Origin of the sequence: Mesorhizobium amorphae CCNWGS0123 (assembly GCF_001686985.1) — a bacterium.
GTDB lineage: Bacteria > Pseudomonadota > Alphaproteobacteria > Rhizobiales > Rhizobiaceae > Mesorhizobium > Mesorhizobium amorphae.
This window is the reverse complement of sequence record NZ_CP015318.1, coordinates 3,923,680-3,935,196: the sequence shown is the minus strand read 5'-3', so window position 1 is coordinate 3,935,196 and position 11,517 is coordinate 3,923,680. Positions and strand designations below refer to the sequence as shown.

General features: G+C 63.7%; 15 protein-coding genes. 5 read left to right on the top strand and 10 right to left on the bottom strand.

Features of this window, described 5'->3' with window-relative positions:
- Positions 1-70: 70 nt before the first annotated feature.
- Complete coding sequence (locus A6B35_RS18475) at positions 71-307, bottom strand: Lrp/AsnC family transcriptional regulator (RefSeq protein WP_006202072.1); 237 nt, start codon at positions 305-307, stop codon at positions 71-73.
- Between the two features lie 207 nt (positions 308-514).
- On the opposite strand from A6B35_RS18475, the gene A6B35_RS18470 reads away from it, so the two are divergent.
- On the top strand, positions 515-934 hold the full coding sequence (locus A6B35_RS18470; protein WP_006202071.1) for a DUF4864 domain-containing protein: 420 nt from the start codon (positions 515-517) through the stop codon (positions 932-934).
- A gap of 6 nt (positions 935-940) precedes the next feature.
- Here the strand turns inward: A6B35_RS18470 and tgt are convergent, their stop codons facing one another.
- From tgt to coaD, 7 genes are all read right to left on the bottom strand, one after another.
- On the bottom strand, positions 941-2,071 hold the full coding sequence (tgt, locus tag A6B35_RS18465) for a tRNA guanosine(34) transglycosylase Tgt (protein WP_006202070.1): 1,131 nt from the start codon (positions 2,069-2,071) through the stop codon (positions 941-943).
- Entirely contained in the window at positions 2,064-2,333 is a 270-nt protein-coding gene (locus A6B35_RS18460) for a hypothetical protein (RefSeq protein ID WP_006202069.1), read from the bottom strand. The genes tgt and A6B35_RS18460 overlap by 8 nt, the downstream gene beginning before the upstream one ends.
- Positions 2,323-3,411, bottom strand: coding sequence for a tRNA preQ1(34) S-adenosylmethionine ribosyltransferase-isomerase QueA (gene queA / locus A6B35_RS18455; protein WP_006202068.1), 1,089 nt, complete (start codon positions 3,409-3,411; stop codon positions 2,323-2,325). Before queA ends, A6B35_RS18460 begins: the two co-directional genes overlap by 11 nt.
- Positions 3,411-3,860, bottom strand: a complete 450-nt coding sequence (locus A6B35_RS18450) for a DMT family transporter (RefSeq protein ID WP_040582721.1) — start codon at positions 3,858-3,860, stop codon at positions 3,411-3,413. Before A6B35_RS18450 ends, queA begins: the two co-directional genes overlap by 1 nt.
- A gap of 9 nt (positions 3,861-3,869) precedes the next feature.
- Complete coding sequence (locus A6B35_RS18445; RefSeq protein ID WP_006202066.1) at positions 3,870-4,382, bottom strand: peptidylprolyl isomerase; 513 nt, start codon at positions 4,380-4,382, stop codon at positions 3,870-3,872.
- A gap of 27 nt (positions 4,383-4,409) precedes the next feature.
- Positions 4,410-4,904, bottom strand: coding sequence for a peptidylprolyl isomerase (locus A6B35_RS18440; RefSeq protein ID WP_425277656.1), 495 nt, complete (start codon positions 4,902-4,904; stop codon positions 4,410-4,412).
- Positions 4,905-5,014: 110 nt separating this feature from the next.
- Positions 5,015-5,515 (bottom strand): pantetheine-phosphate adenylyltransferase, encoded by a 501-nt coding sequence (coaD, locus tag A6B35_RS18435; protein WP_006202064.1) that lies wholly within the window; start codon positions 5,513-5,515, stop codon positions 5,015-5,017.
- A 195-nt stretch (positions 5,516-5,710) separates the two neighbouring features.
- On the opposite strand from coaD, the gene A6B35_RS34585 reads away from it, so the two are divergent.
- Positions 5,711-5,863: a hypothetical protein gene (locus tag A6B35_RS34585; RefSeq protein ID WP_006202063.1), complete on the top strand. Its 153-nt coding sequence runs from the start codon at positions 5,711-5,713 to the stop codon at positions 5,861-5,863.
- 73 nt (positions 5,864-5,936) lie between these two features.
- On the opposite strand, the gene gyrA is transcribed toward A6B35_RS34585, so the two are convergent.
- Together gyrA and A6B35_RS18425 are read right to left on the bottom strand one after the other, a co-directional pair.
- Positions 5,937-8,732, bottom strand: coding sequence for a DNA gyrase subunit A (gene gyrA, locus A6B35_RS18430; protein ID WP_006202062.1), 2,796 nt, complete (start codon positions 8,730-8,732; stop codon positions 5,937-5,939).
- Between the two features lie 178 nt (positions 8,733-8,910).
- Positions 8,911-9,738 carry a helix-turn-helix transcriptional regulator gene (locus A6B35_RS18425; RefSeq protein ID WP_006202061.1) on the bottom strand — a complete coding sequence of 276 codons (828 nt, stop codon included), beginning with the start codon at positions 9,736-9,738 and terminating at the stop codon, positions 8,911-8,913.
- 86 nt (positions 9,739-9,824) lie between these two features.
- On the opposite strand from A6B35_RS18425, the gene A6B35_RS18420 reads away from it, so the two are divergent.
- The 3 genes from A6B35_RS18420 to A6B35_RS18410 all read left to right on the top strand — a co-directional run bounded on the left by A6B35_RS18420 (position 9,825) and on the right by A6B35_RS18410 (position 11,489).
- A complete protein-coding gene (locus tag A6B35_RS18420; protein ID WP_006202060.1) occupies positions 9,825-10,355 on the top strand; it encodes a hypothetical protein in 531 nt (176 codons plus the stop codon).
- Positions 10,356-10,387: 32 nt separating this feature from the next.
- Positions 10,388-10,765 (top strand): VOC family protein, encoded by a 378-nt coding sequence (locus A6B35_RS18415; protein ID WP_006202059.1) that lies wholly within the window; start codon positions 10,388-10,390, stop codon positions 10,763-10,765.
- 94 nt (positions 10,766-10,859) lie between these two features.
- Positions 10,860-11,489 (top strand): MarC family protein, encoded by a 630-nt coding sequence (locus A6B35_RS18410; RefSeq protein WP_006202058.1) that lies wholly within the window; start codon positions 10,860-10,862, stop codon positions 11,487-11,489.
- Positions 11,490-11,517 lie beyond the last annotated feature (28 nt).

The following is an 11,517-nucleotide window of genomic DNA, read 5'->3' as shown; positions in this document are numbered from 1 at the left end:
CCTAAGATTAAGGCAGCGCCGACAGGGTCGGGTCAGGCTCTGCCTTGCGCCCGGGCAAGCCTCGATTCGGTCAGAAGGCCCGGAAGGTAACGACGGTAAACGTGTCCTTGATTCCGGGCAGAATCTGCACCTTCTCGTTGACGAAGTGGCCGATGTCTTCTTCGTCCTCGACGTAGAATTTGGCGAGCAGGTCGTAATTGCCGGCGGTCGAATAGATTTCCGAGGCGATCTCGGCATCGGCGAGCGCGCCGGCAACCTCATAGGCCTTGCCCAGGTCGCACTTTATCTGCACGAAAAACGCCTTCATTGCCCGGTCCTGCCTAGTCTCTGCGCGAATAAGCGGCCCTTGTGGCAGACTGCCGCCCGGCTTTCAAGCATTTGGGGCGCTCAGGCTGCCGAGGCTGGCGTATCGTTGCGATTGTTGCGCCCTTGTTGAAACCGCGGAGCGCTGCAATGCGTATGGTATAGTGTCGTCTTCGAACAGCGATTTCCCTGGGGACACCGGAGGCAGGCCATGCGCCGCACCTTACTGGCATTCGCAGTCGTTCCGTTCCTTCTAGTGTCTTCGGCGTTTGCCGGCGATGCCGAGATCAAGGCGGCGCAGACGGTCATCGACAGCCAACTGAAAGCCTTCATCGCCAATGACGGCGCCACCGCCTACAGTTTCGCCGCGCCGAACGTGAAGCGCATATTCCCGACCGTCGACACCTTCATGAACATGGTGACCAATGGCTACGCGCCGGTGCGCCAGCCGCAGAACTATTCCTTCGGCAAGGTGCAGCAGACGGGCCCGACCTCGATCGTCCAACAGGTGCTGATCGTCGGGCCGGACGGCAAGGACTACGAGGCGGTCTATACGCTGGAGCAGCAGCCCGACGGCAGTTTCCAGATCACCGGCTGCAGCCTGCGCGCGTCGACCTCGGTAAGCACCTGAACCCGATCAGTTCGCCGGGATATCGCCCCGTGCCCAGCCTTCGGAAATCTCCGTCGCGCGCGCTTCGAAGGCGCCGGCTTCGATTGCGGCGCGGATGTCGTGCATCAGATTCTGGTAATAAGAAAGATTGTTCCAGGTCAGTAGCATCGCGCCCAACGCCTCCTGCGAGCGCACCAGATGATGCAGATAGGCGCGCGAATAGTCGCGCGCGGCCGGGCAGTCGCTTTCCTCGTCCAGCGGGCGCGGATCGTCGGCATGGCGGGCATTGCGGAGATTGACCTTGCCGCGCCTGGTATATGCGAGGCCGTGGCGGCCGGCGCGGGTCGGCATCACGCAATCGAACATGTCGATGCCGCGCGCCACAGACTTAATGATGTCGTCCGGCGTGCCGACGCCCATCAGATAGCGCGGCTTGTCTTCAGGCAGTTCGGCGCAGGTGATGTCGAGCATGTTGAGCATCACCGCTTGCGGCTCACCGACGGCCAGGCCGCCGACGGCATAGCCCTTCAGCTCCATCACCTTCAGCGCTTGCGCCGAGCGCACCCTGAGCGACGGCACGTCACCGCCCTGGACGATGCCGAACATCGCCTTGCCCGGCTGGTCGCCGAACGCCGCCTTGCAGCGCTCGGCCCAGCGCAGCGACAATTCCATCGCGCGCTCGATTTCCTTCTCCTTGGCCGGCAGCGCCGTACATTCGTCGAGCTGCATCTGGATGTCGGAATCGAGCAGCCCCTGGATCTCGATCGAGCGTTCGGGCGACATCTCATAGGCGGCGCCGTCGATATGCGAGCGGAAGGTGACGCCCTTTTCCGTCAGCTTCCTCAGCTTCGACAGCGACATCACCTGAAAACCGCCGCTGTCGGTCAGGATCGGGTGCGGCCAGCGGGCAAATTCGTGCAGGCCGCCGAGCCGCGCCACGCGCTCGGCGCCGGGCCGCAGCATCAGGTGATAGGTGTTGCCCAGGATGATATCGGCGCCGAGGTCGCGCACCTGGTCCATATACATGGTCTTGACGGTGCCGCCGGTGCCGACCGGCATGAAGGCCGGCGTGCGGATCTCACCACGCGGCATGTCGATCACGCCGCGCCGCGCCTTGCCGTCCGCTGCCAGCACCTTGAAGGAGAATGCCTCAGCCATTGAATTCCTTGTCGTGCATCGGCGCGCCGGGTGCCTGTTTGTCCAGCGACTGCCGGTAGCGGATGCAGCCGCGCATGAATTTCGGCCAGGGCGGCACCGCGATCGCCGGTTCGGTCTTTTCCGGCAACAGGTCCCACAAATCAGGGTGATGCCAGCACAGATCATGTCCCGTGGCGTCGCGGTGCGCACGAATGCCGGCGCGCAATCTCTTCACTTCCGCGATCAGGGCGTCGCGATCCAAAACGTCGAGGTCATCGTCCATCGCTCGTCTCCGCTCGGTAAAGCAGGCTTGCATCTCCGTAGGAGTAGAACCTGTAGCTGTTGTCGATGGCATGCGCATAGGCCGCGCGCATCGTCTCGAGGCCGGAGAAGGCCGAAACCAGCATGAACAGCGTCGAGCGCGGCAGATGGAAATTGGTCATCAGCATGTCGGCCGTCCTGAAGCGGTAGCCAGGGGTGATGAAGATGTCGGTCGGCCCCGACCATGCGGCCAGCATGCCGTCCGGGTTTGCAGCGCTCTCCAGCAGCCGCAGCGAGGTCGTGCCGACGGCGATGATGCGTCCGCCCCTCACCTTTGCAGCGTTGAGCGCCTCGGCGGTGTCCTGACTGACAGAGCCGGTTTCGGCATGCATCTTGTGGTCGGCGGTGTCGTCGGCCTTGACCGGCAGGAAGGTGCCGGCGCCGACGTGCAAGGTGACGAAGCGGCGTTCGATGCCTTTGGCATCAAGTGCTGCAAACAGTTCCGGCGTGAAATGCAGGCCGGCCGTGGGTGCCGCGACCGCACCCTCCTCCCTGGCATAGATGGTCTGGTAGTCGCTGCGGTCGCGATCGTCGTCGTCGCGCTTGGAGGCGATATAGGGCGGCAGCGGGATATGACCCACGGCATGCAGCGCCTCGTCGAGGAACGCGCCGGACAGATCGAAGCCGAGCAGCACCTCGCCGGCCTCGCCCTTCTCGATCACCGTGGCGTCGAGCTGGCCGAGGAAACAGGAATTGCCGTCATGGCCGAAATGGATGCGGTCGCCGGCAGCGACGCGCTTACCCGGCCGCATGAAGGCCTGCCAGCGGTCTGGCGCCACGCGCATGTGCAATGTGGCCTCGACCTGCGCCTGCGCCTCGCCGCGCCGTCTGATGCCTTTGAGCTGCGCCGGAATGACCTTGGTATCGTTGAAGACCAGCACGTCGCCGGCTTCGAGAAACGACGGCAGGTCGCGCACCGTCCGGTCGCCGAGCCCTTCACCGGGCTTGACCACCAGCATGCGCGCGCTGTCGCGCGGTTCGGCTGGTCGCAGCGCAATACGCTCCTCCGGCAATTCAAAATCGAAGAGATCGACGCGCATCAGTAAAGCCGGATAAGCAGCGCTCCGGCCAGCAGCAGAACCGCACCGGCGACACGGCCGAGCGAAATCTCGCGCACGGCGACGCCAAGGAAGCCGGCTCGGTCGATGAGCATGCCGGCCAGCAACTGCCCGGCCACCAGGAACGCCATCAGGGCGGCGGCGCCGATGCGCGGCGTCAGGATGGTCGAAAGTGTGACGTAGAAGCCGCCGAGCATACCGCCGGCAACGAACAGCCAGGGCGCCGGCGCCTTCCAGTCGAGCGAGATGCCCTGAAGCTTCCCTACCGCGACGGCGATGATGCCGAGCACGATGGCGCCGGACAGGAAGGAGAATGCGGCCGCGGCAACCGGGAGACCCAGGCCGCGCGCCAGCTGCGAATTGATGGGCGCCTGTACGGCGATGAAGGCGCCGGACAGTATGCCGAGCAGGGACCAGACAGCGCCCATCATCGTCTTGCCTTACTTGATGTCGGCCGCGACCTTCAGCGACACGATCTTGTCGGGATCCTGCACCGGCTCGCCGCGCTTGATCTTGTCGACATTGTCCATGCCTTCGATGACCTGGCCCCAGACCGTGTACTGACGGTTGAGGAAGGCGGCGTCGTCGAAGCAGATGAAGAACTGCGAGTTGGCCGAATTCGGGTTCTGGGCCCGGGCCATCGAGCAGGTGCCGCGGGCATGGTTGGCGTTGGAGAACTCGGCCTTCAGGTCCGGCTTCTCGGAGCCGCCCATGCCGGCGCGGGACGGCGCAAAAGTCGGCTTCGAGGAATTGCCGAACTTGACGTCGCCGGTCTGCGCCATGAAGCCGTCGATGACGCGGTGGAAGACCACGCCGTCATAGGCGCCTTCGCGTGTCAGTTCCTTGATGCGGGCGACGTGTCCGGGCGCCAGATCGGGCAAAAGTTCGATGACGACCTGGCCCTTGGTCGTTTCCATGATGAGCGCGTTTTCGCGGTCCTTGATCTCAGCCATGTCAGATATCCTTTTGAAAAAACAGATTTATTTGTCGGCGGCAATGCGCACTTTGATCATCCGGTCGGGGTCGGTAACCGTACCGTTGTCGGCCTCGTCCCCCTTCTTGATGTTGTCGACCAGTTCCATGCCGCTGACGACATTGCCGACGATGGTGTACTGGCCATCGAGCGGCGGCGCCGGCGCGAACATGATGAAGAACTGCGAGTTGGCCGAGTTCGGATCCTGCGAGCGGGCCATGCCGACCACGCCGCGCTTGTAGTGTTCGCTCTGCGAGAACTCGGCCGGCAAGTCAGGAAGATCGGAACCGCCGGTGCCGACAGCCTGGGAGTTGAAGCCCTTCTTCATGTTGCCGAACTTGACGTCGCCGGTCTGCGCCATGAAGCCGTCGATGACACGATGGAAGGCGACATTGTCGTAGGCGCCTTCGCGCACCAGCTTCTTGATCTGCGCGACATGCTTGGGCGCGAGGTCGGGACGCAGGGCGATGGTGACGTCGCCGTCCTTCAGCGTGATGATCATGGTGTTTTCCGCATCGGCGGCGAAGGCCGAAACGGATGCGGTCACGAGACCGACAAGCACGACGAGGAACGAGGCGAGCTTTTTCAGCTGCATGGTCTTCTCCGAGAAACCTATTTTGCGAATTTGGCGGTGAGCGCACCGGCAACCGCCGCCGGCACGAAGGGGCGGATGTCGCCTCCCATCGAAGCTATCTGGCGGACAAGTGTGGCGGTAATGGTTCTGACCGAAGGGCTGGCAGGCAGAAAAACCGTCTGCAGTTCCGGCGCCATGGTCTCGTTCATGCCAGCCATCTGCATCTCATAGTCGAGGTCGGTGCCGTCGCGCAGGCCGCGGATCATGATCGATGCGCCCTCTCTCCTGGCCGCGTCGATGACCAGCCCGTCGAAGGCCACGACCCTGATGCGGGCGCCGTCACTGCCGAATTCGGCCTTGGTGGCGGTCTCGATCAACTTGACCCGTTCCTCGAACGAAAACAGCGGCTTCTTGCCGGGATGGATGCCGATCGCCGCGTAGACGATGTCGGCGACGGCCAGCGAGGCCTTCAGCACGTCGAGATGGCCGTTGGTCAGCGGGTCGAAGGAGCCGGCATAGAGGGCGATGCGTTCGGTCATGGCTGGTGCTTCTAGCGGGCGCGCGGGCGGAAGGCAAATCCCGATCGAGATAACATCCGTGAACCTTTTCGCAGACATGAACGACAGATGAATGCGTTGATCACGAAGGCTTCACGCAGCGTTCACTAGGTTGCCACTTCAGATGATGAAACCAAATTCCCATCTATCCGTTATTAGGCGCAGGAGAACACGCACATGCTGATCTACATGCTAGCCACCGCAATGACCGTCGCCATGCTGATCGCCACTGTATTCGGGCTGCATCAGGAAGCTGGGCGCGTTCGCGCCAGGGCCAACACCAAGCGCTTCGAAGGTTTCGGCCCCCGCAAGCCGTACCGTCACTTCTGAATTAGCAAGCCATTTTCGCCGAAGAGTTTTCGACCGCGCCGGCCCATCGGGCCGGCGTCGCTGTTTCTAAGGCCTATTCGGCGTTGTTCGGACCGGCGTCGCCGCCCGCGGTATCCGCTTCGCCCTCGACGCTCTCTTCCTCGTCCGACTGCGGTTCCGAGATCCGCTCGACAGACACCACCTTCTCGCCTTCGGCGGTATTGAAGATGGTCACGCCTTTGGTGGCGCGGCTTGCAAAACGGATGCCCTCGACCGGCACGCGGATGACCGTGCCACCGTCCGAGACCAGCATGATCTGATCGTCATTGCCGACCGGGAAGGTCGCAACCAGCCGGCCGATCTCGGCCACTTTCGAAACGTCTGTGGCGCGGATGCCCTTGCCGCCACGCCCGGTCAGGCGGAAATCATAGGACGACGAGCGCTTGCCGTAGCCATATTCGGTCACCGTCAGCACGTATTGCTCATGCGCCTTCAGGAATTCGTAACGCTCGTCGGAAAGTTCCGTCTCCTCGCCGATCTCCTCATTGGTAAGCGCGATCTCTTCCTCCTCACCGGCGGCAATGCCGGCGGCGAGCCGCCGTTCGGCCGCCGCTCGCTTGAGATAGGCAGCGCGTTCAGCCGGCGGAGCATCGACATTCTCGATCACCGCCATGGAAATCACCCTGTCGGTCTCGGCCATGGCAATGCCGCGCACGCCGACCGAGTTGCGGCTCTGGAAGACGCGCACGTCGCCGACCGAAAAGCGGATGCACTGGCCGGAGCTTGCGGTCAAAAGCACGTCATCATTGTCGGTGCAGGTCTCGACGCCGAGGATCTCGTCGCCTTCCTCCTCCAGCTTCATGGCGATCTTGCCGTTGCGGTTGACCTGGACGAAGTCGGAGAGCTTGTTGCGGCGCACGGTGCCGCGCGTGGTGGCGAACATCACGTCGAGTTCGCCCCAGCTGGTCTCGTCCTCGGGCAGCGGCATGATCGTGGTGATGCGCTCGCCCTGCTCGAGCGGCAGCATATTGATCAGCGCCTTGCCGCGCGACTGCGGGTTGCCGATCGGCAGGCGCCACACCTTTTCCTTGTAGACGATGCCGCGCGAGGAGAAGAAAAGCACCGGCGTGTGCGTATTGGCGACGAACAGCCGGGTGACGAAATCCTCTTCCTTGGTCGACATGCCGGAGCGGCCCTTGCCGCCGCGGCGCTGCGCCCGGTAGAGCGACAGCGGCACGCGCTTGATGTAGCCGGAATGGCTGACCGTGACGACCATGTCCTCGCGCTGGATCAGGTCCTCGTCTTCCATGTCCGCCCCGCCCTCGGAGAGCTCGGTGCGGCGCGGCGTGCCGAACTCGTCGCGCACGGCGGCAAGCTCGTCCTTGACGATCTGCTGGACGCGGGCGCGAGACGACAGGATGTCGAGATAGTCGACGATTTCGGTGCCGATCGTGTTCAACTTATCGGCGATTTCGTCGCGGCCAAGCGCGGTCAGGCGCTGCAGGCGAAGTTCGAGGATGGCGCGCGCCTGCTCCTCGGACAGATTGTAGGTGCCGTCCTCGTTGATGCGATGGCGCGGGTCGTCGATCAGCAGGATCAGCGACTCGACATCGCTGGCCGGCCAGCGCCGCTCCATCAACTGTTCGCGCGCCGTCTGCGGATCAGGCGCTGCGCGGATCAGCTTGATGACTTCGTCGATGTTGGCGACCGCGATGGCGAGGCCGACCAACACATGGGCGCTCTCGCGCGCCCTGCGCAGCAGGAATTTCGTGCGCCGGGTGATCACCTCCTCGCGGAAGGCCACAAAGGCCTTCAGCATATCGGTCAGCGTCATAAGTTCCGGCTTGCCGCCATTCAGCGCCACCATGTTGGCGCCGAACGAGGTCTGCAGCGGCGTGAAGCGGTAAAGCTGGTTGAGGATGACGTCGGCGACGGCGTCGCGCTTCAGTTCGATGACGACGCGGTAACCCTGCCGGTCGCTCTCGTCGCGGATGTCGGAAATGCCCTCGATGCGCTTGTCGCGCACAAGTTCGGCCATCTTCTCGATCATCGACGATTTGTTCACCTGATAGGGAACCTCGGTGATGATGATCGACTCGCGGTCGTTGCCGCGCTGTTCGATGTTGACCCTGCCGCGCATGACGATGGAGCCGCGGCCGGTCGAATAGGCGCTGTAGATACCGGACCGGCCGAGCACGATGCCGCCGGTCGGGAAATCCGGCCCGGGGATGATTTCCATCAGCGCCGGCAGGTCGATCGCCGGGTTGTCGATGATGGCAATGGCGCCGTTGCAGACTTCGCCGAGATTGTGCGGCGGGATGTTGGTGGCCATGCCGACGGCGATGCCGCCGGAGCCGTTGACCAGAAGGTTCGGAAAGCGCGCCGGCAGCACCTTCGGCTCGCTGCCCGATGCATCGTAAGTGTCCTGGAAATCGACGGTTTCCTTGTCGATATCCTCGAGCAGCTCGTGCGCGACCTTGGTCAGGCGCGACTCGGTGTAGCGCATCGCCGCCGGCGGATCACCGTCGATCGAGCCGAAATTGCCCTGCCCGTCGATCAGCGGCACGCGCAGCGACCAGTCCTGCGCCATCCGCACCAGGGCGTCATAGATCGAGGCGTCGCCATGCGGATGGTATTTACCCATCACGTCGGCGACCGGGCGCGCCGATTTCACATACTTGCGGTTCCAGTGGTAGCCGCTCTCATGCGAGGCATAGAGGATGCGGCGATGCACCGGCTTCAGGCCGTCGCGCACGTCCGGCAGCGCACGGCTGACGATCACGCTCATGGCGTAATCGAGATAGGAGCGCTGCATCTCCTCGATGATGGATATCGGCTCGATGCCGGTCGGGCCGCCGTCGGCGCCGCGCGGTGTCTTCTGGTCGGTCAAATCAGGTCACAATCCAGTCAGGAATCACTGGCTGCTTATATAGGAAGCGCGGCCGAAACTCCAATGTCGGCGACGGCTTTTCCAGAGACAATTTCGGCGGCGATTTCAAAAGGATACCGTTGATTGCGACGATATGGCCAAAGCGCTTTTCGCCGCCGCCGGGGCAAAGCGGTGAACGCTAGACGATCCGCCGGCGGGCGCGATAGGCGCCAGGCGCCTGCCCCATTTCACGCCGAAAGCGGCGGTTGAAGGTCGACAGGTCGTTGAAGCCGACCTCGAAGGCAATGGCAGAGATCGCCTCGTCCGACGTGCGCAGCCGCACCGCGGCCCGGTGCAGCCGGGTTTTCAGCAGGAACTGATAAGGCGTCATTCCGGCGACGTGCCGGAATGTGCGCAGGAAATGATAAGGACTGGTCGCGGTCTCGCCGGCAAGTTCAGCCAGCGAAATCGGCTGGTCGGCGTCGAGTTCGATCCGCCGCACCGCTTCTGCGACGCGTTTCTGGTCGCGGCGGCTCGGCGCACGGCCGACATTCGCGGTACCGGCGGCAACGGCCACCGCCGCTGCGGCAATGCGCAGACCGAGTTCCTCGAATGCATCGCTGTCGGCCGTCTCGCGCGCGGCCTCCGCTTCCGCCAGCAGCGGCGCCAGTGCCGGGAAGGGCGGCAGGCGCGGTGTACCGAAGCCAAGTCGCCTCGCGCCTGGCACCTCGGCGACGATGGCTTCCATATAGGCCGGGGCAAAATGGAAGGAGAGGCAGCGGTCGCCGGCTCCGTGCTCATGGCCGCATTCATAGCACGCGCCGGGATTGCCGAGCAGGATGGCGCCTGGCGCCAGCATCGCCATGCCCTGCCGCGTGCGGTAGCGGAAGGTGCCTTGAGTCACCGCGGCGACGCAGAAGGTCCGGTGCTCTTCCTCGAACGGGCTGTCGCCGGCGCCGGCGGTGCACACCACGTCGTGCACATGCCAGCCCTGCCCCGATGCAAGGTTTTGCTCGCTCGTCGTCATGGCTTGAAAGATAGCAATTTTTCCCAAGCGCTGAACCCAGCCATGCCTCTATTGGTCGTGGTCTCCTGACAAACGAGGCAGCAACCATGATCGATCCCTTTGCCGAAGCCCTGCATAGCGACGGACCCAACCCCGACCTGGCTGAAAAGCTCAAGCTTTACGGCCGTTTCGTCGGCGCCTGGACTTTCGATGCCACACGCCACCTCGAAGACGGCACGGTGCTTACCGGGCGCGGCGAGGTGCATTTTGGCTGGGTCCTGGAAGGCAAAGCGATCCAGGATGTATGGATCCTGCCCGCGCGCGATGCCGGTCCCTCACCGTCCCTCGGCACATGGACGTTCTACGGCACCACATTGCGCGTCTACGATCCTGGCGTCGATGCCTGGCACATTTTCTGGAGCGACCCGCGCAACCAGTATTTCAGCCGCCAACTCGGCCGCGCCGAAGGCGACACGATCGTCCAGCAAGGCGTCGACGCCCGCGGCTCCTCCGTGCGCTGGAGCTTTTTCCGGATCACCGAGAACTCGTTCCGCTGGCTGGGTGAGTGTTTGCATGACGGCGGCACGGACTGGCGCCTTGAGGTCGAGTTCCTGGCTCGCCGCGTGACTTCAACCTGATCAACCAACCATTTGCAAATATGGAGAAAACTATGCTTGACCATGTCTCGATCGGCGTCCGAGACGCCAATGCCGCGAAACATTTTTACGACGCCGCGCTGAAACCGCTCGGCTACTCTTGCCTCAGCCAGTCACCCGTTTCACTTGGCTATGGCGGTGAAACTGTGGCGCTCTGGGTGAATGAAGCGCCGCGGCCGGTGATGGCGGATGCGAAGTCCGGCCTGCATTTCTGCTTCGCCGCGCCAACGCGTGCAAGCGTCGATGCGTTTCACAAGGCGGCGCTCAGCGAAGGCGGCCGCGACAATGGCGCGCCCGGCCTGCGCGCCGACTATGGCGAGAACTACTATGCCGCCTTCGTCATCGACCCGGATGGCTACCGCATCGAAGCCTACTGCAGCGCTGCCGGCTAGCCGGCTCAAATCCTCCTCCCGCGCTGTTTCCAGCGCCCCTGCTTTGCTCTACCAATTGGGGGGTTCGGGCGTTGCCCGGCGGGAGGGGTGAAAGATGCCGAGCTTCGACAGCCTGTTCAACGCCTTCGTCACCATCCTGGTGACCATCGACCCGCCGGGGCTGGCGCCGCTCTTTCTCGCCGTGACACGCGGCATGAACCGCGAGGAGCGCCAGCAGGTTTCCGTGCGCGCCTCGACCATCGGCTTCCTGGTGATGGCGCTGTTTGCCGTTGCCGGCGCCTCGATCCTGTCGGTGTTCGGCATCACGCTGCCGGCCTTCCGCGTCGCCGGCGGTTTTCTGCTGTTCTTCATCGCCTTCGAAATGGTGTTCGAGCGGCGGCAGGATCGCAAGGAGAAGATCGGCGACGTCGCCATCACCAAGGACATGATCCACAACATCGCCGCCTTCCCGCTGGCGATCCCGCTGATCGCCGGTCCCGGCGCGATTTCGGCGACCGTGCTTCTGTCCGGCTCGTTCCAGGGGTTTGGCGCGCAGGCAGCGTTGGTCGGCATCATCTTCGCCTGCCTTGCCATTACCTATCTGGTGTTCGTGCTGGCCGAGCGCATCGACCGCATCCTCGGCCAGACCGGCCGCTCGATCCTGACCCGGTTGCTCGGCGTCATCCTGGCAGCGCTTGCCGTGCAGTTCGTCGCCGACGGCATCAAGGCGCTGATGGCGGGGTAACCCAAACTCCGCCGCGCCCAGGCATCGG